Below are 26322 nucleotides of genomic sequence, written 5' to 3'. Positions count from 1 at the left end.
TGCCGATCAGTCGAGGACTTCGAATCGCAGGCCGGCGTGCGCCTGCAGCCGATCGATCAGTTGCCCGCCGAAGGCCGTCGCCGGCGTCCAGAAGCCTCCCGCCTTGCGTTCACGCGGGAGGTCCTGCGCCAGGCACACCGCCGCCTCCCCGAGCATCTTGGCGGTGGAGCCGTACCCCGGGTCACGGTCGCCGGTCACCTTGGTACGCAGGCTGCGGCCGTCCGCCGTCGTGCCGATGAAACGAAAATCGTAGAAGCCGCTCTCCTGCGCGGCCGGACTCGGCCCCTCTCCCGGCTTGGGCACCACGTAGCGCTCCAGCAGCCAGCGGGTCGGCGGCACGACCGCGGCGGCGACGAAGCCGCCGAGTCCGGCGCCGATGCCGGCCGCCGTCAGGCGCCCGCGGATGCCGCGACCGGTCATCATCGCCTCGTCGTAGACGAAGTCGCGCCCGTAGGGGTGCCCGGCCAGGTGGTTCGAACGATGGACGACGCGCGTGTTGATCGCCGACATCACGAACGGTCCGGCCCAGCTGCCGAACTCCTCGTCGTAGGCGGCGAGCCGCACTTCCGGCTGGCGCGGTCGACCTGAATCGTCACCGACGCACAGTGCGAAGGGATTGCCGAGCACCTTGCGCAGGGAGGGGTCGCGCTTCACTTCCGTGAGCACGTTCATCAGGCTCGCGGCGGTGCCACCCGAAAAGCCGCCGCGCATCGCCTTGATGCGCAGCTTCACCCGCGTGCAAGGCGCACCGAAGCGCTCGCGCGCCTGCTGCTGGAGGAAGTACACGCCCAGGTCCGACGGAATCGAGTCGAAGCCGCAGCAATGCACGATGCGTGCGCCCGAGGCCTTCGCCTCGTCCTCGTGCGCCAGGATCATCCGGCGGATCCACTGCACCTCGCCGGTGAGATCGCAGTAATCGGTTCCGGTCTGCGCGCAGGCCGCAACCAGCGGCGAGCCGTACAGTGCGTAGGGCCCGACCGTCGAGACCACGACGCGCGCCTGCGCGCACATCTGCCGCAGTTGCGCATCGTCCGCCGCATCGGCGAGCAGCACCGGCAGCGCCTCGGCATCCGCGCCGAGCCCCGCCTTCAAGGCACCGAGCTTGGTCGCCGAGCGCCCGGCGATGGCCCACTGCAGATCCCCGCCCACCCCGTGTCTCTGGAGCAGATAGCGGGTCAGGATCTCGCCGACGAAGCTCGTTGCTCCGAAAACAACGATGTGGTACTGGCGATCGGTCATTCGTGCTCCACCTGCAGCGCGCCGCAATCCGGCGCGGCATCTTTGCAAAAAGGGCCATCCACTGCCAGCGCGGAACTTGGCTGGCCGTTCCCGGCACAAAGGACGCAATGCGCCGACCGCGTCGAAGCGACGTGTAGAATCCGCCGATGATCCCGACTGCCGACCTTTCACCCTGGCGCTTCTGCGTGGCGCCGATGATGGACTGGACGGACCGGCACTGCCGGTTCTTCCTGCGCCAGATTTCGCGTCACGCGCGGCTGTACACCGAGATGGTGTGCACGCCGGCGCTGATTCACGGGCCGCGCAGGCGCCTGCTCAAGTTCGACGGTGCCGAGCATCCGATCGCGCTGCAGCTCGGCGGCTCCGACCCGGACGAACTGGCGTACTGCAGCGAACTCGGCGAGCGCCAGGGCTACGACGAGATCAACCTCAACTGCGGCTGTCCGTCGGACCGCGTGCAGGAAGGCCGTTTCGGGGCCTGCCTGATGCGCGAGCCGGAACTGGTCGCCGACTGCGTGCGCGCGATGCGCGGCGCAACGAAGCTGCCGGTCACGGTCAAGCACCGTATCGGCGTGGACGACTCCGAGGACTACGCCTTCATGCGGCACTTCGTCGAGACCGTCGCCGAGGCCGGTTGCGAGGTGTTCATCGTCCATGCGCGCAAGGCCTGGCTCAAGGGCCTGTCGCCCAAGGAGAACCGCGAGATCCCGCCGCTGACCTACGAACTGGTCCAGCGCCTCAAGCAGGACTACCCGCAGCTCACCGTCGTCATCAACGGCGGCATCAAGACGCTCGATGCCTGCGAGCAGCACCTCGAAACCGTCGACGGCGTGATGCTCGGCCGCGAGGTCTACGATCACCCGTATCTGCTCGCCGACGTCGACCAGCGGCTGTTCGGCGACGCCCATGCCGTGCCGACACGCCACGAGGTGGTCGAGCGCCTGCGCGGCTACGTCGAGCGTGAACTCGCCAGCGGGGTCGCACTCAAACACATCACGCGTCACATCCTGGGCCTGTATCGTGGCCAGCCCGGCGGCCGTGCGTTCCGGCGCACGCTGTCCGAGGGCATGCACGCCGCGGACAGCTGGGAGCTGATCGAGGATGCGCTCGCCGATGTCGACGCGGCCCTGCCCCACGCATTCGCTGCATGAGAGACACCACGAAGATGAAAACCACCCTCAAGCCTGCCGCAAGAACCCTGCTTGGCTCACTGATTCTGGGAATGACAATGACTGCTGCTGCCGCTGAACCCGTCCGCGTGCTCATGGAAACCTCCGTGGGCGACATCACGCTCGAACTCGACGCCGACAAGGCGCCGAAGAGCACGGCCAACTTCGTGCAGTACGTGCAGGACAAGCACTACGACGGCTTGGTGTTCCACCGCGTGATCAAGGGCTTCATGATCCAGGGCGGCGGCTACGACGCCAGCTACGCGCAGCGCAAGACCCGCGCGCCGATCGAGAACGAGGCCAAGAACGGCCTGAAGAACGAGCGCGGCACGATCGCCATGGCGCGCACCAGCGACCCGCATTCCGCCAGCTCGCAGTTCTTCATCAACCACGGCAACAATGCCTTCCTCGACTACCCGGGGCAGGACGGCTGGGGCTATGCGGTGTTCGGCAAGGTCGTCGACGGCATGGACGTGGTCGACAAGATCGCCGAGGCCCCGACCGGCGCGATCCGCCCATTCGGCCGCGACGTGCCGGTGGAGCAGGTCGTGATCGAGAAGGTCAGCGTGATCGAGGCGGCGGAGCCCGCTAAGAGCGAGTAGTCGCACGTCGTGCCGCGCGCATGACTGCACTGCTGCTGTCGGACCTGCACCTGCCCGCAGAGCCCTCGCCGTTGCGCGAGGGCTTTTTGCGTTTCCTGGACGGTCCGGCGCGCACGGCCCGGCAGGTCTACATCCTCGGCGACCTGTTCGAATACTGGATCGGCGACGATGCCGGCCTGGCACTCTATCGCGACGAGATCCGTGCGTTGCGCGCACTGACCGATGCCGGCGTGCGCATCGGCTTCATGCACGGCAACCGCGACTTTCTCGTCGGCACCGGTTTCGCCCGCGCCAGCGGCGTGGAACTGCTCGCCGATCCGATACGCGTCGATCTCGATGGCGAGGCCACCCTGCTGTCGCACGGCGACGCGTGGTGCAGCGACGATCGCGCCTACCAGCGCTGGCGCCGCTTCTCGCGCAATCCGCTGGCGCAGTCGCTGTTCCTGCGGCTGCCGACATCCCTGCGCGCACGCATCGCCGGCGACGTGCGCCGACGCAGCGACGACGACAAGGATCGCAAGACCGTCGAGATCATGGACGTGCATCCATCGGCGATCGCCGAGGCGTTCCGCGCCTGCGGCTGCCGCCGGATCATTCACGGGCACACGCACCGGCCGGCGACGCACCGGCTGCAGATCGGCGGTCGCGAGGTCGAGCGCATCGTGCTCGCCGACTGGACCCCGCAGCGCATGGAATGGCTGGAGGCCGGGGATGGCCTGCGCCGCGTCGGCTTCGACGGCAATCTGACGATTCGCGGCACTTGCTGACGCCATTCGACGGCGAGTGTCGTTTTCGCTGCGCCGGAGGCCGGCGCCGCACCGGCGCGGCACCTGCCGCTCGCCCGGCGCCCACAACCGCCTAGACATTTTATCGAGCGGGATTCCCTGACAGCCGCTGTCGGGCGACGGTTGGCGACCGGCCGGGCGCCCGCTGATCGCGCGCTCGCGCACAAGCAACTGAGATCGCAACGGTTCGCCGCCGGCCGGGCAAGCTGCGCCGGCCCAGGACCGACATGCCGGTCGGGGCGCGATCGCTGCGCCGCATCATTGCAACCGACGGACATTCCCCGACGAGACGTGCGCCGCGTCGTACACGGATTGCCTCGCTCCCCGCAGTCAGTCTCACTGCCGGGAGCCGCGCATGTCGTCCAAGCCCTTGTCCTCCGTCCGCACGTCGCTGGTCGTCGTGCTCGCCATGCTCGGGCCGGTCTGCGCCTCGCAGGCTTCCGTCGACGAATCGCAGCCGGATGCCGCGATGGTGCGCAGCATCGCGATTCCCGCCGCCGGCAGCGGCTATTCGCGCAGCCTCGCAAGGGACGGCCTGTATCGCGTCACCGCGCGCTTCACCAGCTTCGATGGCGATCCGCTGCACATCGGTTTTCCGCTGGCCGCCGGCGCGGCGCGGAACGCCGCTCAGGGCTTTGGCATCGCCCGCACGGAACTCGACGCGCTGGTCGATCGCTGCACCCGCAGCAAGGCCTGCAACCAGGCGGCGCTCGACCAGCACGTCGCGCGCTACTACGGCGAGCGCGGACTGCGGATGAAGCGCCGTAGCGGTCAGCCGACGCGCCTGTTCGTCGATGTCCCGCTGGCCGTGCATCGCAATCGCGCGCACGTGCAGCCGCTCGCCGAGGCCCTGCGCCGTCTGGCCGCGGAACGCGGACGGGACTCGCGCTGGGCCGTCGACGCCGCGATCGCGCTCGTGCAGACCGGCCTGCCCTATCGCGAACCCGGGGACTGGGACAACGGACGCAGGATCGTCGGCTTCTATCCGCCGGCTCGGGCGCTGGAGCAGGGCTATGGTGACTGCGACACCAAATCGGCGCTGCTCGCCGCCGTCCTGCTGCATCTCACCGAGGAACGCCTCGTGGGCATCCACGTGCCCGGTCACTACCTGCTCGGCATTGCCGGCCGGCCGCTGCCCGGTCAGGCCCACATCCGGCACGAGGGGCAGACGTATGTCCTGGTCGAGGCGGCGGGGCCGGCAATGCGCCGGCCGGGCGACGTGGCGGACAGCACACTCGCGGCGCTGAGAGCCGGCGAGGACATCCGCGTCGACCCGATCTGAAAACCTAAGCAGTGACCGCGAGCCGCGGACGCTCGGCCAGGCCGAAGCCGTGTCCGTGCTCGAGCAGGTACTCGAGCCACTTGTTCAGCAGCAGATTGCGCCGCCACTGTTCGGACAGAAACGCGTGCGCCGCCGGATCGGCGTCGTCCTCGACGCGCCACGGCGGCCGGTAGCTGCAGCGCAGGGCCTCGGCCACGCCGGCGTCGCGGTACAGGCGTACCCACAGGTCCGGCTGCCGGCGCACCCCGGTCTCGTCGGTGAACTCGTAGGTCAGGTGCACCGTCAGCGTGTAGCGATCCCGGTCGACGATCTGCAGGTGCAAGGGGCAGTCGCTCTGGCTGTGCGACACGGCACCGTCGTACGGGATGTCGAACTCCGGCACCAGCCGCTGGATCAGCCGGTAGTTGTGTTCGTACAACTCGATCAGGTGCGCGAGGCGGCGCGGCTTTCCGCAGCAGGGGCACAGTTCCGTGGTCGCTTGCATGCGTCGCACTATATCAAGCCGCGCCATCGCATCCCGCGCACGGTCCCGTCATCCCCGGATCGTTAAGATAGTGCCGGGCCCGACAACGACGAGAGCGACGATGGCCGCACGCGAAATCCCCACCAAGCCCTACCTCGACCAGAAGCCCGGCACCGCCGGACTGCGCAAGAAGGTCGAGGTCTTCCAGCAGCCGCACTACCTGGAAAACTTCCTGCAGTCGATCTTCGACTGCGCGCCCGAACTCAAGGGCGCCACGCTGGTGATCGGCGGCGACGGCCGCTATCACAACCGCGACGCGATCCGCACCGCGATCGCGATGGCGAGCGCCAACGGGGTCGCGCGCGTCGTCGTCGGCCAGGGCGGTTTGCTGTCGACCCCGGCGGCCTCGCACCTGATCCGCAAGCTCGGCGCCGCCGGCGGCTTCCTGCTCACCGCGAGCCACAATCCCGCCGGCCCCGAAGGCGATTTCGGCATCAAGTTCAACATCGCCGGCGGCGGCCAGGCCGGCGAAGGCCTGACCGAGCGCATCCACGCCCACAGCAAGCGCATCACGCACTACCGCATAGACGACGATGCCGACGTCGATCTCGACCGGCGTGCCACCGTGCAGACCGGCAGCATGCGCATCGACGTCGTCGACGGCGTCGACGACTACGCCGAACTGATGCAGTCGCTGTTCGACTTCGATCGCATGCGCGACTGGATCAGACAGGGTCACGGCCTGCGCTTCGACGCGATGCACGCGGTGACCGGCCCCTATGCGCGACGCATCCTCGTCGAACAGCTCGGCGCCCCGGCCGCGTCCGTGCTCAATGCGACCCCGCTCGAGGACTTCGGCGGCGGTCACCCCGACCCCAACCTCGTCTACGGCAAGCATCTGGTCGAACTCGCCTTCGGTGCGGGCGCACCGGAACTGGTTGCGGCCAGCGACGGCGACGGCGACCGCAACATGATTCTCGGTCGCGAGATCTTCGTCTCGCCCGGCGACTCGCTGGCGATGCTGGCCGCGCACCTGCCGCAACTCCCGGGCTACCGTGACGGCGTCGCCGGTATCGCACGCTCGATGCCGACCTCGCGCGCGGCCGATCACGTCGCCCGCGCCCTCAAGGTGCCGGCTTTCGAGACGCCCACCGGCTGGAAGTTCTTCTGCAACCTGCTCGACGCCGGCCAGGCAACGATCTGCGGCGAGGAAAGCTTCGGCACCAGTTCCAACCACGCCCGGGAGAAGGACGGCCTGTGGGCCGTTCTGGCATGGCTCAACGTACTGGCCGTCACCGGCAAGCCCATCGCCGAGATCGCGCGCGCGCACTGGCAACGCTACGGACGCCACTACTACCAGCGGCACGACTACGAGGGCCTGCCCGGCCCGGCGGCGGAAGCAGTGATGCAGGCCTTCGCCGGCGAGCTGGCGAACCTGCCGGGACAGCAGGTCGGCGACCGGGACGTGACGCTCGCCGACGAGTTCAGCTATCACGATCGCATCGACGGCAGCATCGCCAGCAACCAGGGCCTGCGCATCGTCTGCGGCGATCACGCACGCATCATCATGCGCCTGTCCGGCACCGGCACCCAGGGCGCGACGCTGCGGCTGTACCTCGAACGCTACGAGCATGACGCCAGCGCGCTGGCGTGGCGCCCTGCCGACGCGTTGGCGCCGCTGGCTGCCGCCGCCGATCGTCTGGGCCGCATCGGCGAGCTGACCGGGCGGCGTGCGCCGACGCTGGTGACTTAGGGCGGGGTGCGAATCCGGTTGCGCCGCCACTGAGAAACTTCGCGTCGGCCATCCATGGCGAAACGGCGTGCCCGTCAGATCGCGCTGCCCGGCGTTTGCGTGACTCGTCGTGACATTGAGTCACGACTCGCCCAGGCAAACGCTCCATGGCCGGGCGTTCGCGAGCTCGGCGAATGTCCACCGGACATTCGCCAGGAGCCTGGGCGGCAGGAACCGCGCAGGCGCCTAGCCCAAGCCCGCGAAACCCGGCGGCAGCGGCAGCTGCATCCCCGCCGTCACCGCGCCGAGCTTGGATTTGCTCGTTTCCTCGACCTTCTGCGCCGCATCGTTGATCGCCGCGGCGATCAGGTCCTCGACGAACTCCTTGTCTTCCTTGAGCGCGTCGGGGCTGATCTCGACGCTGCGACACTGGTACTTGCCGGTCAGCGTGACCTTGACCAGGCCGGCACCGGCCTCGCCCGAGACTTCCATGCGCGCGATCTCCTCCTGCACGCGCTTCATGTTGTCCTGCATCTGCTGGGCCTGACGCATGATCTGGCCGAGAGCGCCTTTCATCATCGTTCTCCGAAATCGTCGTGGGTCATCAACTGTCGAGCGCGCGGACCGAACCGGCCTTCACGCGCGCCCCGAATTGTTCCTGGAAGGCGCGGACCACGGGGTCGGCGAGCACCGCATCCTCCGCTGCCTGCTGCCGCGCCTGTTCGCGCCGCTGTGCCAGTTGCGCCGGCGTCGCGGGCGCTTCCTCCTGCGCCGTCTCGATGTGCACGCTCAGCCGTGTGCCCGCCTGTGCCGACAGCGCTGCCTCCAGGGCGACCCGGCGCTCCTCGAGCAGCAGGTGCTGCGCCCTGGGGTCCACGCGCAGGCGTACGTTCGTCCCGTCCTGTCCCACCCACGCGCAATGCCGCGCGAGCTGGCGCACGAAACCGTCCAGCGGCAGCGCGGCGACGCGTTGCTCCCACGGCAACGCGGCGGCTGCGCTGTCGGCGCGCGCCGGCGCGGCACCCGGCTCTGTGCCGGCACTGCGCGCCCGCGGCGCGCCCTGGGCCGGCGCGGCACCGCCGTCGACCTGGTTTTCCGGCTGGAACGCCAACATGCGCAGGACGCTCATCTCGAAGCCGATCCGCGGCTCCGGCGCCCACTGCAGGTCGCGACGGCCGTGCACCGCGATCTGGTAGAGCAGCTGCACATGTTCCGGCGTGAACTGCGCGACCAGCGCCAGCAACGCCTCGTCGTCGTCCTCGCTGCGCACGCTGGGCAGGGTCTGCAGCACGGCGATGCGCTGCAGCGCGGTTGCCACGTCGCCGAGCAAGGCACCGTAGTCCGGCGCCTGCGCATCCAGCGCCTGCAGACAATCGCCCACCGCAGCCGCTTCGCCCGACGCCAGGGCGCGCAACAGCTCGAACAGGCGCTCGCGGCCGCTGGTCCCGAGCATGTCCTCGACGCCGCCGCGCGTCAGCGGCTGACCGCCCGAGAAGGCGATCGCCTGGTCGACCAGCGAGAGCCCGTCCCGCATCGAACCGTCCGCCGCGCGCGCGATCTCGACCACCGCACCCGGCTCGAACGGGACGCTCTCGGCATCCAGCACCTTGCCGAGTTGCTCGCGGATCACCGACACCGGCAGGCGCTTGAGATTGAACTGCAGGCAGCGCGACAGCACCGTCACCAGCAGCTTCTGCGGGTCGGTGGTCGCGAGAATGAACTTCACATGCGGCGGCGGCTCCTCCAGCGTCTTCAGCAGCGCGTTGAACGCGCTCTTCGAGAGCATGTGGACTTCGTCGATCAGGTAGACCTTGTAGCGACCGCGCGCCGGGGAGTACTGCGCATTCTCGATCAGCTGACGGACATCGTCGACGCCGGTGTTGCTGGCCGCGTCGATTTCCAGCAGATCGACGAAGCGGCCCTGGTCGACCTCGCCGCAGGCCGTGCAGCGGCCGCAGGGACTGGCGCTGACACCGGTCTCGCAGTTCAGGCACTTGGCGACGATGCGCGCCAGCGTGGTCTTGCCGACGCCGCGGGTTCCGGTGAGCAGGATCGCCGGGTGCAGCTTGTCGCCGGCCAGCGCGTGCGACAGCGCCCGGACCACGTGGTCCTGGCCGACCACGTCCTCGAAGCGTCGGGGGCGGTATTTGCGGGCGAGCGCGAGATAGCTCATGGCGAGCGGCGTTGGGGAAAACGGAGCCCGGATTGTCGCGGATTGACCGCCGCCCGGCTACCGCCGGCGGATCAGCCGGCGTGCCGCGCCAGGCGCAGTTCCAGATGCCGCTTCACGTCCCGCCATTCCACCGCGAGGATGCTGAACATCACGGTATCGCGCACGCTGCCGTCGCGGCGCGCGGCGTGGTGACGCATCACGCCGTCGCGCTGCGCGCCGAGCGCGGCGATCGCCCGCTGCGACGCGAAGTTGAAGTTGTCGGTGCGCAGGCCGACGACCGCGCAGCGCAGGCGATCGAAGGCGTGCCCGAGCAGCAGCAGCTTGCACGCGGTATTGACGTGGCTGCGCTGACGGCTGGCGGCGTACCAGGTGTAGCCGATCTCGACCCGGTCGATCGCGGCAACGATGTCGTGATAGCGCGTGGAACCGACGACGCGGCCGCTCGCCAGATCGCGCACGGCCCACGGCAGCATGTGGCCCTGCGCCTGGCCTTCCAGCGCCGCCTCGATGTAGCTGCGCGTCTGTGCGGGCTCGGGCACGCCGGTGTACCACAGTGTCCACAGCTGGCCGTCGGCCGCGGCAGCGCGCAGGTCATCCTCGTGTGAAAGCGCGAGCGGCTCCAGGCGGACGCCGTGGCCTTCCAGCGTGACGGTCACAGGCTCGATCATCGGGGTGACCCGGCATCGATGAGGGTGGCGGCCCGTACCAGCTGACTCCGGCACCCGGCGTCGCCGCTACCGTTGCTCCCTTCCGGGCCTGGCGGGGTTCACGGCTTGCCGTCGCGAAGGGCCGGCACGGGCCACCGTCGAAACGTGGCGCGACGCCCGTAAGGCGTGCGGCGGAGCACGAGTGTGCCTGAATCCCCTGCGCTTCTCCAGCCGCGGCGCCTCAGCCGCGCCTCGCGCGCTGCTCTTCGAGCGTCAGCGCCACCTTGTTGCGCAGGTAGGCCGGTGCCAGCGCGTCCGCTGCGATCCCCTCGCCGGCGCGCAGCCGCGGCAACGCGATCGCCAGCGCATCGCTGGCCCGTGGCAGCGCCTCGCCGTCGGGCTCCACAAGCGATGCGCCGGTTGCGCCGCGCAGGACCTCGGCATAGCGCGCCCAGCCGGAGCCGACCGCATGCCAGGGCCCGGCGTCGAGCCTCGGCGCGGCTTGCGGCGCACAGACAATCTCTGGCTGCAGGGCCCGCGGCAGGCCGTCGTCTCCGGCGGAGAAGACGCCGAAGTAGACCTCGTCGAGCCGCGCGTCGATCGCCGCGAGCACGCGCTGTGCGCCGTCGCGCAAGGCCGGCAGCGCCAGCGCCGCGAGCGACGACACCGGCATCACCGGCCGATCGTGCGCCAGCGCCAGGCCCTTGACGTAGCCGACGCCGATGCGCACGCCGGCGAAGCTGCCGGGGCCGACACCGCAGACGTAGCCGTCGAGCTGCGCGAACGCCAGCCCGGCCTGTGCCATCAGCGCATGCACCATCGGCATCAGCCGCTCGGTATGCGAGCGTCCGGCCACCACGTGATCGGCCAGCACCTGACTATTGGCCAGCAGGGCGACGGAACAGGCTTCAGTGGCCGTATCGATCGCCAGCAGTTTCATGACACGGTCTCCGCGAGATGCCGCATCCACGCCGTGGCATCCTCGAGTTCGCGCAGCACCGGCATCCTCGGCAGCGCCGCGAGGACCTGGCGACCGTAGGCCTTCTGCGTCAGCCGCGGGTCGCAGAGCATCAGCAGGCCGTGATCGGCGTTGTCGCGGATCAGGCGGCCGACGCCCTGTCGCAGGGTGACGATCGCCTCCGGCAGCTGCAGCTCGAAGAACGGCTTGCCGCCGGCACTGCGGATCGCCGCGATCTTGGCATCGAGCACCGGATCGCCCGGCGCCGCGAACGGCAGACGGTCGATGATCACGAGGCGCAGTGCCTGGCCGCGCACGTCGACACCTTCCCAGAAGCTGCTGGTGCCGACGAGCACGGCGTTGCCGTCGGCGGTGAAGTCGTCGAGCAGCGCCGATCGCGTGTCCTCGCCCTGCACCAGTACGCGCAGCGACAGCCTCGCCCGCAACTGCTGCGCGATCACGCGCAGCGCACGGTGGCTGGTGCACAGGACGAAGGCGCCGCCGCCGGAGGCCTCGATCACCGGCAACGCCGCCGCGGCCACAGCCTCGGCGTAGCCCGGCTGGTTCGGTTCCGGCAGCCCGCGCGGCAGATATAGGCGCGCCTGCTGCGCGTAGTCGAACGGGCTGTCGAGGCATTCGGTGCGGGCGTCCTCGATGCCGAGCGTGCGCACGAAGTGCGAGAAGTCGCCGCCCGCCGCCAGCGTCGCCGAGGTCAGCACCCAGGCACCGGGATAGGTCTCGCGCATGCGCCGGAACCCCTCGGCGAGTTCGATCGGTGTCGCATGGAAGCTGCCGCCGCGCATCAGGGGCTCCACCCAGCGCACCTCTGCCCGCGGCGCATCGTCCTCGTCCGGCGGCAGTTCGAGAATGTGCTGCCAGTGCTCGCGCAGACCGTGCGTGCGCTCGAGCACGCCGGCGATCTCGGCGTTGCGTTCTTCCAGCGGTCGCAGCAGGGCATACAGCTCGTCCAGCGACTGCCCGAGCTGCTCCAGCGGCAGTTCGGCGACGCCGTCGGCGCGAAAGCGCGCGAGCAGCTGGCGGCCACTGCCCGGTACGAAGCAGGCTTCGAGCCGGGTCACGTCGGCGGACAACCGCTGCGCGGCCTCGGCAAGCTCCGGCAGGTCGCCGCAGTTCTGTGCTTCCACGTGCGCGTCCCGCGCCAGTTCCTGGATCTGCCTCGTCGACACGCGCCGCCCGAAGAACTGCGCCGCCAGCTCCGGCAACTGATGCGCCTCGTCGAGAATGACGGCGTCACTGCCGGAGAGGATCTGGCCGAAGCCTTGGTCCTTGAGGGTGAAGTCCGACAGCAGCAGGTGGTGGTTGACGACGACCACATCGGCCGCCTGCGCCCGCCGCCGGGCGATGGCGACGAAGCAGTCGTCGAAATCGTCGCAGCGGCTGCCCAGGCAGTTGTCGGCGGTGGACGTGATCTGCCGCGTCAGCGGCGAGTCCTCGCGGAACTCGCCGAGTTCCGACAGTTCGCCGCGCTCGGTGCGCCGCGCCCATTCCTCGACCGCGCGCAACTGGTCGAACAGCGCGCGCATCGCCGGCAGGCCGCGCGCGCGCTTCATGCGGTGCAGGCACAGGTAGTTGCCGCGCCCCTTGAGCAGGGCGACGCGTACCGGCGCGGCGAGTGCCTCGCGAACGCGCGGCAGGTCGCGGTGGAACAGCTGGTCCTGCAGCGTGCGCGTGCCGGTGGAGATCACCGTGCGCATGCCGGACAGCAGTACCGGCACGAGATAGGCGTAGGTCTTGCCGGTGCCGGTACCGGCCTCGACGGCGAGGGTCTCTGCGTCGCGCAATGCGGCGGCCACCGCGTCGGCCATGCGCTGCTGGGCGGCGCGCGGTGCGAACCCTTCGATGCGCTGCGCGAGTGGACCGTCCGCGCCCAGCAGTTCGGTGCCGATGGCGAGGTCTGCGTGAGCGGCGTCCACGCCGTTAGCCCGCATTTCTCACAGGGGGATCGAGCGATGGCCGTACGCCGAGGATGCCAGCGGCGCCGGGCTGGAACGAAACCGATGGTCGTTCCATCGGTTGAGTGAAGCCCAAGCCGATGGCACCGCAGGCAGGCCAGCGCCGATCAGCCTTCGATCCTTCCAACAGCTTGTTCAAGGAGCCCACTATGAAGTTCTCCACGCCGTCAATCCGTTGCACCGGGATCGAAGGCGACCCTGTGAGAAATGCGGGCTAGCGGCTGCCGTCCTGCAGCCACTGCTCCAGCTCGCGCAGCCGCACCTGGGCGGCGCCGGCGCCGGCGGCATCGCCGAGCGCGGCGCGTGCGGCAGCGATCGTGCGCCAGTTGCTCAGCTCGACATAGGCATTGCCGCGCGCCAGCGCATTGGATTTGGCGGCGACGCTGTCGGCCTGGCTGTAGTTGTCCTGGGCGAGGTAGGCCTGACCCAGCAGCGACCAGACGAAGTAGTTGCGCGGCTCGATGCGCAGCGCGCGTTCGAGCGCCGAGGCTGCGTGCTGCGGTTCGCCGCTGTCGAGGGCGCTGCGGGCCTGGCGCATCAGCGCAGTGACCGCAGCGCCGCTGATGTCCTCGGCGCGCTGCGGCTGCCCCGGTGCATCGTCGATCCCGCGGGGCGGCAGCGGCCGGGCGGGCGCCGTCTCCACTGCGGGGTCGACCGGCTGCCCGACGATCGCCGGCTCCGGCTCGGACCACACCTTGTGCGTCCCCTGGGTACCACCGCAGGCGCTGGCCAGGAGCGCCAGGGCGATCATCGGCGGCAGCGCCCGCCGCCCTGCCCGCGCGTCGTCGATCACGTCCATGGACGCCAGTGTAGACCGTCAGCGCTCAAAGATATCGCGCAGCCAGCGCAGCGGACTGCGCTCGCCGCCGTAGGCGCAGGGTGCCCATTCCTGTGGACCCCAGCCGACCATGAACGGCACCTCGATCGTTTCCGCGCAACCGTCGTCGGCGCGCTGACCGGTCAGCCGGTCGACCCGCAGCGTTTCCACGCTGGCCGGAGGAATCGGATCGAAGTTGCGCACGCGCAGATCGCGCATCACGCGCGCCCACACCGGCAGCGCGCCGCTGGAACCGGACAGCCCGGTCGGCTGGTTGTCGTCACGGCCGACCCAGACCACGGCGACCCGGTCCGCGGAAAAGCCGGCGAACCAGCTGTCGCGATAGTCGTCGGTGGTGCCGGTCTTGCCGGCCACGACGGCGCTGCCGGGCAACGCGGCATAGACCCCGCGACCGGTGCCCTCGGCGACCACGCGCTGCAGGCCCCAGCCGACCAGATAGACCGGTCCGTCCGGCAAGGTCTGGCGTACGGCGATCGGGTAGCGCGACAGCGGCTCGCCGTCCTTGGTCTGGACCTCGCGGATGGCCGACGGCGGCGCCTGGAAGCCGCCGGCCGCGAGCGTGCCGTAGATCTCCGCGACCTGCAGCGGCGACATGCCGATGGCGCCCAGGAACAGCGACGGCAGCGCCTGCGCGTCGCCCTCGTAGCCGGCGCGCCGGATCGTGCGCAATACCTGCTCGGCGCCGACCTGCAGCCCGGTGTAGACCGTCGGCAGGTTGTAGGACTGTGCCAGCGCCCGGTACAGCGGCTGCGGCCCGTGAAACTGCTTGTCGTAGTTGCGCGGGGCCCACAGCGCGCCGTGTGGCAGGCGCAGCTCGATGGGTTCGTCCGGCAGGATCGAATGCAGGTTGAACTCGCCCGGGCGCTCGAGTGCCGTCAGGTAGACGAAGGGCTTCACCAGCGACCCGATCGGACGCTGCGAATCGAGCGCGCGGTTGAACCCGGCGTAGCGCACGTCGCGACCGCCGACCAGCGCCATCACCTCGCCGCCGTCGGCACTGGTGATCACGCCGGCGGCCTGCAGCGTCTGCGGCTTCATCTTGCGCAAGCGCTCGATCTCGGCCACAGACTCGACGATGTGCCGTTCGAGCACTTCCTGCGCGCGCGGGTTCAGCGTCGTGAAGATCCGCAGCCCTTCGTCAGTGAGATCGGCATCGTCGTACTGTCCGCGCAACTGCCGCTTGACCAGCTCGACGAAGGCCGGGTAGCGCTCGGCACCACCGATGCGGCCGCCATCGACGCCGAGCGGCGCGGCGAGCGCGCGCTGGTAGGCCGCCTCGTCGATCAGGCCGTCCTCGAAAAACACCCCGAGCACGAGGTCGCGCCGCGCCAGCGCCCGCTCGGCGTTGCGGCGCGGGTTGTAGTAGGACGTGCCCTTGATCAGCCCGACGAGCAGCGCCACTTCCTGGGGCTCCAGTTCCTCCAGCGGCTTGTTGAAGTAGAAGCGCGCACCGAGCCCGAAGCCGTGCACCGCCCGGCTGCCGTCCTGCCCGAGGTGCACCTCGTTGAGGTAAGCCTCGAGAATCTGGTCCTTGTCGTAGTGGCGCTCGATCAGCAGCGCCATGAAGGCCTCGTTGATCTTGCGTGCCCAGGTCTGCCGGTTCGACAGGAAGAAGTTCTTGACCAGCTGCTGCGTGATCGTGCTGCCGCCCTGAACCACGCGCCCCGCCCGCAGGTTGGCCACCATCGCCCGCAGGATCGAGCGCGGGCTGATGCCGAAGTGCCCGTAGAACTGCCGGTCCTCGACCGCGATCAGTCCCTTGACCAGCAGCGGCGGCACCTCGTCGATGCGCACGAGGACGCGATCCTCGCCGTGCGACGGGAAGATGCTGCCGATCAGCATCGGATCGAGGCGGAAGATGTCGACCGGGGCCCCGTCGGCCACGCGCACGATCGAGGTGATGCTGTCGCCACCGAAGCGCACGGCCAGGGTCTGCGCCGGCTGCAGCCCGTCCCAGAACGCGAACTCGCGCAGATGGATGTCGACCTGCGTGCGCGACGGCAGGAAGCTGCCGGGGCCGCTGAGCCGCGGGTCTTCGCGGTAGCCCAGACGGTTGAGCTCGTGCACCAGCTCGGTGGGGGCGATGTCCAGGCCCGTGTACAGCTCCATCGGCGCCGCGTAGACCTGCGCCGGCAGCGCCCAGCGCGCGCCGGCGAAACGCTCGCGAATCTCGCGGTCGAGGCCGAGCAGATAGGTGCTCAGCACAACCAGCCCGAGGCTCAGCGCAACGAGCAGGGCGGATGCGAGCGCGATCCTGAGCGTTCGGGGTTTGCGGCGTGCCATGAAGGCGCGCAGTGTAGTCCATCGGCCCTGTCCGCGGATCGCGGGGGCACGAAAAAGGCCGCCGGTGACCCGGCGGCCTGGTCACGATCGGACGCCCCGGATCAGTCCAGCTCGATCACGTCGATGCGCAGGAAGGCCGTGGTGCCGCTGACCTCGTTGCCGACGACGAGCATCGGCACGTCGATCGGGCTGTCCTCGGCGGCGATGAAGGCCAGTCCCTCCGGCCCCAGATCGCCGGCGTCCGGATCGTCGCCCGGGGTGCGGCTGAAGTCGCGCGGGTTGATGTACTGGACGAAGCGCGCGTTCTGCGGGTTGGTCACGTCGTAGACCATGATGCCGCCGATGCGCTCGAGGCCGATGAACGCGAACGTGCGCCCGGCGATCGTGCCGACGGCCAGGCCTTCCGGTTCCGGCCCCTTGGCGTCGCTGCGGTCCTCGGCCTCGTTGTCGTCGTTGCTGGCGTTGAAGTTCGCCGGATAGCGCTGCGCGGTGATGCGCTCGAAGTCGGCGCCGCTGTCGTAGAGCTGGGTGGCATCGGCCGACCAGATCGAGAACGAGCGGCCGCCGAGGACGTACAGCGCATCGAAGTCGCCGTCGTCGTCGGTATCGCCGTTGAAGCGCGTGGCCGCCAGACGGCCGATCGCCTCGTCGGCCTGCAGCGTCGCGGCATCCGGGAAGGCCTCGGCGTCGAGCGTCAGATCCTTGATCCGCACCGTCTCCTCGTCGGGGATGAAGTCGTTGCGGTCGTCGCCCTCGTTGGCGGTGATGTAGTAGGTCTTGCCGTTGAAGCTGTAGCTGGCGATCGCGTCCGGCTGGTACATGCCCAGAACCGGCCAGCTGCGGATGTTGATCAGGCCGTCGCGATCGCTGGCATCGAGCTCGTTGCCGAGCACGCGATGATCCTTGTAGCCCAGCGGCAGGATGTCGGTGAACACCGGCGCCGAGAGATCGCTCAGGTCGAGCACGCCGATGGCATTGGCCTCCTGCAGCGCAACCCAGGCCGACTGCCCGTCGGCGGCGATGCCGATGTACTCAGGCTCCAGGTCCTGGGCCACCGTGGCGCCCGGACCGTAGATGCGCACGCCCGCTGCGCGCAGCGCCGCCGCCTGGGCGTTGAAGGCCGTGAAATCGGCCGTCGCGACCGTCGGCGCGGCGAAGCCATCGCTGACGTCGATGACGCTGACCGAACCGACCGGATCGACGGTGTACCCCTCGTTGGGCTCGCCCTCGTTGGCGACCAGCACGGCGCTGCCATCGGGTGTGAACGTGAGCATGTCCGGCAGTGCGCCGACCGTGGCCTCGCCGAGTTTCTGCAGGCTGGTGGTGTCGTAGAACACGACCTTGCCCGGATCGGTCTTCGGATCGGCCTCGATCGCGACAGCGGCGACACCGCCGAAGACCGCGACGCTGTTGGCGCCGGCACCCTCGGCGCTGGCGTCGATGGTCTCGAGCAGCACGGGCTCGCTCGGGTCGGCGATGTTCAGCACGTCGACCGTCGCCGCCGCGGCGTTGATCACGAACATGCGCTGCGTCGAGGCGTCGTGGGCCACGATCTCCGCCGCGCCCTCGTCGAAGACGCCGGAGGCGTAGCGTCCGATCAGGGAGAGATCGAGCAGGACCTCACCGCTGCCGCCGGGCCCCTGCGGTCCGCCCGGACCCTCGGGTCCTTGCGGGCCGGGCGCGCCGGTCGCACCGTCGTCGCCGTCGCAAGCCGCGAGTCCCAACGTGAGCGTCGCCAACGCGACGGCCAGACCTTGCCTGATACGCATGCCCGTTCTTCCCCTGTGTGATTTGTGACAGAACGGGGAATGTAGGCAGCACAGATGACGTCAACGTGACGCCGCGGTGACGCGGCGTCCGGCGCAGGCGTTCAGCCGCCCTTGACCTCGCGCTCCATCGCTTCGATGGAGACGTGGCGCACGTCCTTGCCCTTGACGTAGTAGATCACGTACTCGGCGATGTTCTTGGCGTGGTCGCCGATGCGCTCGAGCGCACGTACGCTCCAGATGATGTCCATCACCCGCCGGATCGTGCGCGGATCCTCCATCATGAAGGTGATGCACTGGCGCATCAGCGACTCGTACTCCCGGTCGATCGCCTGGTCCTCGCGCGCTGCCGCCAGCGCAGCTTCCGGGTCCATGCGCGCGAAGGAGTCGAGCGCGTCGTGCACCATCTGCACGACATGGCGCGACAGGTGGTGCACTTCCAGCATGCCGACGCTGAGCCGGTCCTGGGCCGACAGGTCCACGGCCATGCGTGCGATCTTCTCGGCCTCGTCGCCGATGCGCTCGAGATCGGTGATGGTCTTGATCACCGCATACACCAGCCGCAGGTCGCTGGCGGTCGGCTGGCGCCGCGCGAGGATGCGCGCGCACTCCTCGTCGATGAAGACTTCCAGCTCGTTGACCTTGTAGTCGTTCTTGGCCACCTGCTGGCCGAGATCGGCGTCGGCATCCATCAGCGCCCGCGTCGCCTCGACGATCTGCTGTTCCACCAGCCCGCCCATGGCCAGCACGCGCTGACGCACGTCTTCCAGCTCGGCGTTGAACTGGCTGGAGATGTGGGATTTGTAGCCGGGTGTGTTCATGTACTGTGCCCTTCAATCTGTGCTCTGGCCGTCCATGGCGCGACTCCGCGCACGGCTACCGGCCCCGGTCCGCGTTTGCTTAACTCGTCGTGACATCGAGTCACGACTCGCCCGGGCAAACGCTCCCTGGCCGGGCGTTCGGCGGCCGGTTCGTCCACCGGACGAACCGGACAACCCCGCCTCACCCGTATCTTCCGGTGATGTAATCCTCGGTCTGCTTCTGCTTGGGCTTGGTGAAGAGCTGGTCGGTATTGCCGTACTCGACCAGGTCGCCCATGTACATGAATGCCGTGTAGTCGGACACACGCGCCGCCTGCTGCATGTTGTGCGTGACGATCACGATCGTGTAGCGGTTCTTCAGCTCGTTGATCAGCTCCTCGACCTTGAGCGTCGAGATCGGATCGAGCGCCGAGCAGGGTTCGTCGAGCAGGATCACGTCCGGCTGGATCGCGATGGCGCGGGCGATCACCAGGCGCTGCTGCTGGCCGCCGGACAGGCCCAGCGCCGAATCCTCGAGCCGGTCCTTGACCTCGTCCCACAGCGCGGCGCCCTTGAGCGCCCACTCCACCGTGTCGTCGAGGTCGCGCTTGCGGTTCATGCCGGCCAGGCGCATCCCGTAGGCCACGTTCTCGTAGATCGACTTCGGAAACGGATTGGGCTTCTGGAACACCATGCCCACGCGCCGGCGCAGCATCGCGACGTCGACGTCGCGGTCGAAGATGTTCTTGCCGTGCAGGCGGATCTGGCCCTCGATGCGGCAGCCGTCGATCAGGTCGTTCATGCGGTTGAAGCAGCGCAGCAGCGTCGACTTGCCGCAACCGGACGGGCCGATGAAGGCCGTGACCTTGCGCTGCGGAATGCTCAGGCCGATGCCCTTCAGCGCCTGCGACGAACCGTAGAACAGGTTCAGCCCCTCGACCTCGATCGCGATCGTCTCGGCGTCGATGCCTGCGCCCGCCTGCTCGCGGCGCAGCGCGTCGATGTCGAGACCCTGGGCCAGTGCCGTCTTGGATTGAACGCCGGACATGCTCGGATTCTCCATGAGTTGAAGTCTCGCGCCGGACCGGGTCAGTGGTCCAGTGCCTTGTACCGCTCGCGCAGGCGGTTGCGGATCATGATGGCGCTGACGTTGAGCAGCACCACGACGAGCACGAGCAGGAACGAAGTCGCATACACCAGCGGGCGCGCCGCCTCCACGTTGGGCGACTGGAAGCCGACATCGTAGATGTGGAAGCCCAGGTGCATGAACTTGCGTTCGAAGTGAATGAACGGGAAGTTGCCGTCGATCGGCAGTGTCGGCGCCAGCTTGACCACGCCGACCAGCATCAGCGGCGCGACTTCGCCGGCGGCACGCGCGATGGCCAGGATCAGCCCGGTCATCATCGCCGGTGACGCCATCGGCAGCACGACCCGCCACAGGGTCTCGGCCTTGGTCGCGCCGAGCGCGAGCGAGGCCTCGCGCGTGGCACGCGGGATGCGGGCCAGGCCCTCCTCCGTCGCGACGATCACCACCGGCAGCGTCAGCAGCGCCAGCGTCAGCGAGGCCCAGAGGATGCCCGGCGTGCCGAATACCGGTGCCGGCGCCGCTTCCGGGTAGAACAGCCGGTCGATGCCGCCGCCGAGGAAGTAGACGAAGAAGCCCAGGCCGAACATGCCGAACACGATCGACGGCACGCCGGCGAGATTGTTCACGGCGATGCGGATCGCACGCGTCATCGCACCCTGGTGCGCGTACTCGCGCAGGTACAGCGCGGCGAGGATGCCGAACGGTGTCACCACGATCGACATGATCATGACCATCAGCACCGTCCCGAAGATCGCCGGGAAGATGCCGCCCTCGGTATTCGCCTCGCGGGGTTCGTCCGAAACGAACTCCCAGACCTTGCCGAAGAAGTGGAGGGTCTTGTCCAGCACCCCCATGCGGTTGGGCCGGTAGCCATGGACCAGCTGCGCCAGCGCGATCGTGCGCTGCTGCCCGTCCACCGTGCGCACGCGCACCGAATCGCGGCGGATGTCGCGGTTGAGCGCATTGAGCTCCGCCCGCAACGCCTCGTACTTCGCGCCCTGCTCGTCGCGACGACGATCCAGCGGCGCGAAGGCCTCCGGATGGGATTCGCGGGTCTTGCCGTCGATCTCCAGCCGCCGCGCCTGCAGGCGCAAGCGCTCGAGTTCGTAGTTGATGGCACCGATCTGCTTCTTCTCGATGCGACGGATGTCGCCACGCAGCGCATCAACGCGACGCTGGGCCTGCTGGTAGGCCGACCACGCCTCGCTGCCGGCGACGCTGTTGCCGTCGACGACGACCGCGTCGAGAAAGCCGTGAAAATTGCCCCACTCGATGCGTTCGAGGACGACCGCGTCCGCCGGCGTCTGCCGGTCGACCAGCCAGTCCGACACGACATAGCGGAAGTCGACGCCGCCGATGTCGCGATTGCCGATCTTCAGCAGCAGCCGCTCGTACAGATCGCGTTGCGGATCGACCGGCAGGCCGGCATCGAGCAGGCGCGCGGCGGTGACCTCTTCGCTCGAACGGACCTCCGCAAGCATCGGCACCGGCGCCGCCCCCGGCTGCTCGTAGCGGGCCTGGAGCAGGTCCGCCGGCCAGAAGTGCGGCAGGCCGCGCGCCGCCGTCAGTCCGAGCAGGGCGACGGTGGTGATGAAAGCCACCGAGATCGCCGCCGCGGTGAGCCAGATCCACGGCTGTCCCGACTTGACGTAGGCGCGCACCGTCGTCGTGTCGCCGGCGACGAGTTGCTGCGCGATCATCTGCGGGGTCTGGGTCTGTTCCATGAAGCGGCCCTAGATGTTGCTGTAACGCGCACGCAGCCGCTGGCGCACGACCTCGGCCAGCGTGTTGAGCAGGAAGGTGAAGACGAACAGCACCAGGCCGGCCAGGAACAGCAGCCGGAAGTGGGTGCTGCCGACCTCGGACTCGGGCATCTCGACGGCGACGTTCGCGGCCAGCGTGCGCATGCCGGAGAACATGCTGAAATCGGTGATCGGCGTGTTGCCGGTGGCCATCAGCACGATCATGGTCTCGCCGACGGCACGGCCCATGCCGATCATCACCGCCGAGAACATGCCCGGGCTCGCCGTCGGCAGCACCACGCGCACCAGCGTCTGCCAGGCGGTGGCGCCCAGGGCCAGCGAACCGAGCGTGAGGTGCTTGGGTACGGTGAAGATGGCGTCCTCGGCGATCGAGAAGATGACGGGGATCACGGCCACGCCCATCGCGACGCCGACGACCAGGGCATTGCGCTGGTCATAGCCAATGCCCAGCGTGTGGTCCATCCACGCCTGCATGTTGCCGCCGAACACGACCGCCTCGATCGGCTTGGCGATGGCAAAGCAGACCCAGACCACCAGTGCGATTGCCGGCACCAGCATCGCCGCCTCCCAGCCGGGCGGCACGCGGTAGCGCAGGGCACGCGGCATCTTCGACCACGCGAAGCCGAAGATCGGCACCGACAGCGGCAGCAGGATCAGCGTCAGGAAGACGCCGGGCAGATTGGTCTCGACGAACGGCGCCAGCCACAGGCCGGCGAGGAAGCCGAGGATCACCGACGGCAGCGCCGCCATGATCTCGACCGTCGGCTTGACGATCTGGCGCATCTCCGGCGACATGAAGTAAGCCGTGAAGATCGCGCCGAGGATTGCCAGCGGAATCGCGAAAATCATCGCGTAGAACGCGCCCTTGAGCGTGCCCACCGACAGCGGCGTGATGCTGAACTTGGGTTCGAAGTCGGAGGTCGCGGCCGACGACTGCCAGAGCAGGCGCGGCTCGTCGTAGCTTTCGTACCAGACGCGGCCCCACAGCGCCTTGAACGAGACTTCCGGATGTTCGTTGTCGACGTCGAAACCGCGGATCTGGCCGTCCGCGCCGATCGCCATCAGGTACTGCGCACGCGGATTGAACGCCAGCAGGGCAATCTCGCCGTCGAGCACCTGCTCGGTGCCGATCCGTCGGCCGGCGGTGGCGTGAAACAGCGAGACGCTGCCGTCGCTGCCGCCGACGGCGAAGGTGCGGCGGCGCAACTCGGGACCGATCGCCGTCGGCCTGGCGCTGCCGTCGGGCAACCGGAATTCGCGCACCCGCGCCAGGTAGTACTGGCCGCCTTCGTCGCGCGCCGGGAACCATTGCGAGACCCGTCCGTCGTCCTGCGCGACGACGATGGAGATGCCGCCGGCCAGATAACGCGCTTCGCGGACCCGCGCGCCGACGTCGTAGACATTGACCAGCTCAGGATTACCGGACGACAGGCGATACATCGCGATGCGCCCGGCTTCGCGCTCGACGACGTAGAGCCAGGTCAGCAGCGGCTCCAGCAGGAGGATGTCGGCCTTCACCGCCGGCGTGAAGCGCTGACGCTCGCGCTCCTGCACCTCGACCTCACCGAGAAAGTTCTCGCGGCGGTCGAAGCGCTTGATCTGCACGTCGCCGTTCGTGTCGATCGCGGCGAGCACCAGCGCGCCACGCTCCGAACGGGCCACGAGGCCGCGCCCAGCCTCGTCCATGAACGCCAGCGGCTCGGCGCCCATCGGGAACTCGACTTCCGGCGTGATCAGCCGCCGGTCGCCGGGATAGCTCACGCGATAGCGGTGGCGGAACAGCGTGACACTGCCGTCACGTAGATGCGCGGCGAGCTCGCCGCGCTCCGCCGACAGCTCGGCGATGCCCGACACGCCTGCGTCGCCGCCCGGCAGCGCCTGTCGGTCGCGCACGCTGCCGTCGTAGAGATCGAAGAACACCAGTTCGCCGCCATCGGTGACGCGCAGGCCGATCTCGCCCTGCTCCTCGGCAGCCACGTACAGGGTCTGTGCTGCGGGCCCCGGCATGGCGAAGCTCTGGCGCGCATCAATGTGGGCGCCGCCGAACAGCGGCATCACCTCGGACAGCAGGTAGACGAAGATCAGCATCAGCGCACCGATCACGCCCAGCCCGCCGAGCCAAACGATCCACCGCGCCGCGGCGTCCTTGAGATAACGGGCCCGCATGCCCGGCGCCTTGCCGGCAATGATGCTCTCCACCCCGGGGGCGGCAACTGCGTCGGATTCGCTCATGGCTGCGGATCGCGGTGACTTGAAGCCCGGGCGCCGCCGCGGCGGCGCCCGGGTGTGATCAGAAACTGAGCTGCGCGCGGGCGGCGATCAGGCTGCCGTCGACTCCCGTGCCATCGCTCAGGTCGCTTTCGCCCTGGATGTACTCGAGCATGAAGCGCACGTTCGGATTGATGTACCAGTTCGCACCGGCGGCGAGCTGGCTCACGTCGATCTCCGGATCGCGGCCGGAGACGTCGATCAGGTCGTAGCGCAGCTTCAGCTCCCAGGCTCCCCGGCCACCCGCCGGCTTCGGCGACTTGAACGCACCCTTGCCGACGTCGTAGGGCTTGACCTCCCCGTTGAGCAGCCATGACACCTGGACGTAGCTGGCCGAAAGGTCAGTATCGTCTCCGGAAGGTTGCGCGAGTGTGACAAAGTGGTACTCGCTCTGCAGCGACAGCGAGCCGACCCGGCCGGCCAGTTCGACGCCGAAGCTCTGCTGATCTTCTGTGGTGCTGCCGAGCCCCTGGGACGGACCGCGACGGCCGGCGAAGCGCACCGAGGCGCCCACCGTCTTGCCGTTCGCCGGATTGTCGAGGCTGGCGATGCCGCCGACGTGCAGCAGTACGTCGTCGTCCATTATCGGCAGGTAGTAGCCGCGAACGGTCGCGCCGACGCCGTCGGTGTCGTCGTCGCTGTCAGCACCGTTGCGCAGGTTGTAAACCGCCGCGCCCCAGCCGTAGTTGCTGCCGGCGGCGTCGGCGAACACGCCGGTCTGGTACTGGCGGTAGATGCCCGAGCCGCTGGCGAAAGGACGCTCCATGAACAGCAGGTCGTTGGAGCTGGTCAGCTCCTCGATGCCGCGGTAGGGCTTGGCCTGACCGAGACGCAGCTTGACGCCGGCCAGGGTCGTGCCGATCCACATCTCGCGAATGCCCGAACCGTTGTCGCCGCTCTGTCCGGCAAAGTCGTTCTCGAACTTGTAGCGCCAGCCGTAGGCCTCGCCTTCGAGCGTGATGCGACCGCGGCGGAAGAAGACACCGGTTTCCAGATCGCCGAACTCGTCGTCGTCGACCCAGACATTGCTGTCCAGGTGGATGCGGCCGCCGAGCTGGGCCTTGAACCGGCCGTCGTCCGAGGTGATGCGGATGCCACCGCGGGTCTCGACGGTTTCGGCCTGCGCCGGCACCGCGACGAGACCGATCAGTGCCGCACCTGCGACGACGATGCTCATCCGATGAAGTTTGTTGTTCATGCGCACTCCCCTGCACCCGCACCAGAACGGTGCGGGCCTATCGTATCGGTTTGGTGTGATGGCGGTGCGGCACCCTGCGGGCCACCGCACCGCCGGTCCGGGAAAGACTTATTCGATGCCCAGCTCGGAGCGGAAACGCGCCGCGAGCTTCTCCGGCAGCGGCGTGTAGCCGTCCTTCTGCACCACTTCCTGGCCCTGGCGCGACAGCACCATGCGGAAGAACTCGGTTTCCATCGGCGACAGCGGCTTGTTCGGGGCCTTGTTCACGTAGACGAACAGCACGCGCGACAGCGGATAGGCACCGGTGACCGCGTTCTCGTCGCTGGCCTCGACATACGGCTCGCCGTCGGCGCGCGACAGCGGCAGTGCGCGAACGCCCGAGGTCTTGTAGCCGAGCCCGGAGTAGCCGATCGCGGCGAGGCTGGTCGAAATCGACTGCACCACCGAGGCCGAACCCGGCTGCTCGTTGACCGTCGACTTGAAATCACCCTTGCACAGCGCGTTTTCCTTGAAGTAGCCGTAGGTGCCGGACACCGAGTTGCGGCCATACATCTGGAACGGCTTGGACGCCCAGTCGCCGGTCAGGCCGACGTCGCCCCAGCGGGTCAGATCCTGCGCGCCGCCGCACTTGCGCGTGGCCGAGAAGATGGCATCGACCTGCGGAATCGACAGGCCCTCGATCGGGTTGTCCTTGTTGACGTAGACCGCGAGGGCGTCGATGGCGACGCCGACGGCGGTCGGCTTGTAGCCGTACTTCTGTTCGAACGCCTGGATCTCCTGATCCTTCATCGGCCGCGACATCGGGCCGAAGTTGGCGGTGCCCTCGGTCAGCGCCGGCGGCGCCGTCGACGAGCCCGCGCCCTGGATCTGGATGTTCACGTTCGGATAGAACTTCTGGTACGCCTCGGCCCACAGCGTCATCAGGTTGTTCAGCGTATCCGAGCCCACGCTGGAGAAGTTCCCGGAGACGCCGGAGACGGGCTCATAGCCCGGCAGGTCCGGGTCGACCGTCGTCGAACCCTCGTCCGCCGTCTTCTCGGCCGGCGCACTCGCCACCGGTGCGGTCTCGGCGGCAGGTGCCGCGGCGCTCGTCGTGCTGGCCGGCGCGGTCGGCGCTTCGTCCTTCTTGCCGCAAGCGGCCAGCGCCAGCATCAGCGCCGCGACGACGGGGGCAGCGATCAATCGTTTCATGTGCGTCCTCGGTCTGGGTGGTTTCGGCGGCGAAGTGTCGCCGCGACACCCGAGCACAGTATGAAACTTTCGTGACGGTTTGATGACAGGCGAAAAGTCCCGGGA

At 68.8% G+C, this 26322-nt stretch carries 21 protein-coding genes and 1 other RNA gene; 5 read left to right on the top strand and 17 right to left on the bottom strand.

Annotated elements, in window-relative coordinates; translation table 11 throughout:
- Positions 1 to 6: 6 nt before the first annotated feature.
- Positions 7 to 1239, bottom strand: a complete 1233-nt coding sequence (locus tag C8D93_RS01080; protein ID WP_110263316.1) for a saccharopine dehydrogenase family protein — start codon at positions 1237 to 1239, stop codon at positions 7 to 9.
- Positions 1240 to 1385: 146 nt separating this feature from the next.
- Here C8D93_RS01080 and dusA point away from each other — a divergent pair, with 146 nt between their 5' ends.
- From dusA to C8D93_RS01060, 4 genes are all read left to right on the top strand, one after another.
- Positions 1386 to 2390 carry a tRNA dihydrouridine(20/20a) synthase DusA gene (gene dusA / locus C8D93_RS01075; protein WP_110263315.1) on the top strand — a complete coding sequence of 335 codons (1005 nt, stop codon included), beginning with the start codon at positions 1386 to 1388 and terminating at the stop codon, positions 2388 to 2390.
- Positions 2391 to 2503: 113 nt separating this feature from the next.
- Positions 2504 to 3010, top strand: coding sequence for a peptidylprolyl isomerase (locus C8D93_RS01070; protein WP_245903782.1), 507 nt, complete (start codon positions 2504 to 2506; stop codon positions 3008 to 3010).
- Between the two features lie 20 nt (positions 3011 to 3030).
- Positions 3031 to 3777, top strand: coding sequence for a UDP-2,3-diacylglucosamine diphosphatase (locus C8D93_RS01065; RefSeq protein ID WP_110263313.1), 747 nt, complete (start codon positions 3031 to 3033; stop codon positions 3775 to 3777).
- 373 nt (positions 3778 to 4150) lie between these two features.
- Positions 4151 to 5077: a hypothetical protein gene (locus C8D93_RS01060; protein WP_110263312.1), complete on the top strand. Its 927-nt coding sequence runs from the start codon at positions 4151 to 4153 to the stop codon at positions 5075 to 5077.
- 4 nt (positions 5078 to 5081) lie between these two features.
- On the opposite strand, the gene C8D93_RS01055 is transcribed toward C8D93_RS01060, so the two are convergent.
- Positions 5082 to 5561: a DUF1249 domain-containing protein gene (locus tag C8D93_RS01055; protein ID WP_245903781.1), complete on the bottom strand. Its 480-nt coding sequence runs from the start codon at positions 5559 to 5561 to the stop codon at positions 5082 to 5084.
- A gap of 100 nt (positions 5562 to 5661) precedes the next feature.
- On the opposite strand from C8D93_RS01055, the gene C8D93_RS01050 reads away from it, so the two are divergent.
- Positions 5662 to 7293, top strand: coding sequence for an alpha-D-glucose phosphate-specific phosphoglucomutase (locus tag C8D93_RS01050; protein WP_110263311.1), 1632 nt, complete (start codon positions 5662 to 5664; stop codon positions 7291 to 7293).
- Positions 7294 to 7518: 225 nt separating this feature from the next.
- On the opposite strand, the gene C8D93_RS01045 is transcribed toward C8D93_RS01050, so the two are convergent.
- The 15 genes from C8D93_RS01045 to C8D93_RS00975 all read right to left on the bottom strand — a co-directional run bounded on the left by C8D93_RS01045 (position 7519) and on the right by C8D93_RS00975 (position 26217).
- Positions 7519 to 7851, bottom strand: coding sequence for a YbaB/EbfC family nucleoid-associated protein (locus C8D93_RS01045; protein ID WP_110263310.1), 333 nt, complete (start codon positions 7849 to 7851; stop codon positions 7519 to 7521).
- A 25-nt stretch (positions 7852 to 7876) separates the two neighbouring features.
- The gene (gene dnaX, locus C8D93_RS01040) at positions 7877 to 9445 is read right to left on the bottom strand and encodes a DNA polymerase III subunit gamma/tau (RefSeq protein WP_110263309.1); all 1569 of its coding nucleotides are present in this window, start codon (positions 9443 to 9445) and stop codon (positions 7877 to 7879) included.
- Between the two features lie 71 nt (positions 9446 to 9516).
- A complete protein-coding gene (locus C8D93_RS01035; protein WP_110263308.1) occupies positions 9517 to 10113 on the bottom strand; it encodes a GNAT family N-acetyltransferase in 597 nt (198 codons plus the stop codon).
- 31 nt (positions 10114 to 10144) lie between these two features.
- An RNA gene (gene ffs, locus C8D93_RS01030) (signal recognition particle sRNA small type) lies at positions 10145 to 10241 on the bottom strand.
- 92 nt (positions 10242 to 10333) lie between these two features.
- Positions 10334 to 11032 carry a tRNA (adenosine(37)-N6)-threonylcarbamoyltransferase complex dimerization subunit type 1 TsaB gene (tsaB, locus tag C8D93_RS01025; protein ID WP_110263307.1) on the bottom strand — a complete coding sequence of 233 codons (699 nt, stop codon included), beginning with the start codon at positions 11030 to 11032 and terminating at the stop codon, positions 10334 to 10336.
- Positions 11029 to 12984: a DNA repair helicase YoaA gene (yoaA, locus tag C8D93_RS01020; protein ID WP_245903779.1), complete on the bottom strand. Its 1956-nt coding sequence runs from the start codon at positions 12982 to 12984 to the stop codon at positions 11029 to 11031. Before yoaA ends, tsaB begins: the two co-directional genes overlap by 4 nt.
- 253 nt (positions 12985 to 13237) lie before the next feature.
- The gene (locus C8D93_RS01015) at positions 13238 to 13822 is read right to left on the bottom strand and encodes a tetratricopeptide repeat protein (RefSeq protein WP_110263305.1); all 585 of its coding nucleotides are present in this window, start codon (positions 13820 to 13822) and stop codon (positions 13238 to 13240) included.
- A gap of 18 nt (positions 13823 to 13840) precedes the next feature.
- Entirely contained in the window at positions 13841 to 16144 is a 2304-nt protein-coding gene (gene mrcB / locus C8D93_RS01010; protein ID WP_110263304.1) for a penicillin-binding protein 1B, read from the bottom strand.
- A 101-nt stretch (positions 16145 to 16245) separates the two neighbouring features.
- On the bottom strand, positions 16246 to 17913 hold the full coding sequence (locus C8D93_RS01005; RefSeq protein ID WP_110263303.1) for a choice-of-anchor I family protein: 1668 nt from the start codon (positions 17911 to 17913) through the stop codon (positions 16246 to 16248).
- A gap of 101 nt (positions 17914 to 18014) precedes the next feature.
- On the bottom strand, positions 18015 to 18731 hold the full coding sequence (gene phoU, locus C8D93_RS01000) for a phosphate signaling complex protein PhoU (RefSeq protein ID WP_110263302.1): 717 nt from the start codon (positions 18729 to 18731) through the stop codon (positions 18015 to 18017).
- Positions 18732 to 18912: 181 nt separating this feature from the next.
- Entirely contained in the window at positions 18913 to 19758 is an 846-nt protein-coding gene (pstB, locus tag C8D93_RS00995) for a phosphate ABC transporter ATP-binding protein PstB (RefSeq protein ID WP_245903778.1), read from the bottom strand.
- Between the two features lie 41 nt (positions 19759 to 19799).
- A complete protein-coding gene (gene pstA / locus C8D93_RS00990) occupies positions 19800 to 21497 on the bottom strand; it encodes a phosphate ABC transporter permease PstA (protein WP_110263809.1) in 1698 nt (565 codons plus the stop codon).
- Between the two features lie 33 nt (positions 21498 to 21530).
- Positions 21531 to 23792 (bottom strand): ABC transporter permease subunit, encoded by a 2262-nt coding sequence (locus tag C8D93_RS00985; protein ID WP_110263300.1) that lies wholly within the window; start codon positions 23790 to 23792, stop codon positions 21531 to 21533.
- A gap of 58 nt (positions 23793 to 23850) precedes the next feature.
- Positions 23851 to 25026: an OprO/OprP family phosphate-selective porin gene (locus C8D93_RS00980; RefSeq protein WP_110263299.1), complete on the bottom strand. Its 1176-nt coding sequence runs from the start codon at positions 25024 to 25026 to the stop codon at positions 23851 to 23853.
- 108 nt (positions 25027 to 25134) lie between these two features.
- Positions 25135 to 26217, bottom strand: a complete 1083-nt coding sequence (locus C8D93_RS00975) for a PstS family phosphate ABC transporter substrate-binding protein (RefSeq protein WP_281269261.1) — start codon at positions 26215 to 26217, stop codon at positions 25135 to 25137.
- Positions 26218 to 26322 lie beyond the last annotated feature (105 nt).

It is taken from the genome of Sinimarinibacterium flocculans (assembly GCF_003201205.1).
Lineage (GTDB): Bacteria > Pseudomonadota > Gammaproteobacteria > Nevskiales > Nevskiaceae > Solimonas > Solimonas flocculans.
This window is presented reverse-complemented; position numbering and strand designations above follow the sequence as displayed.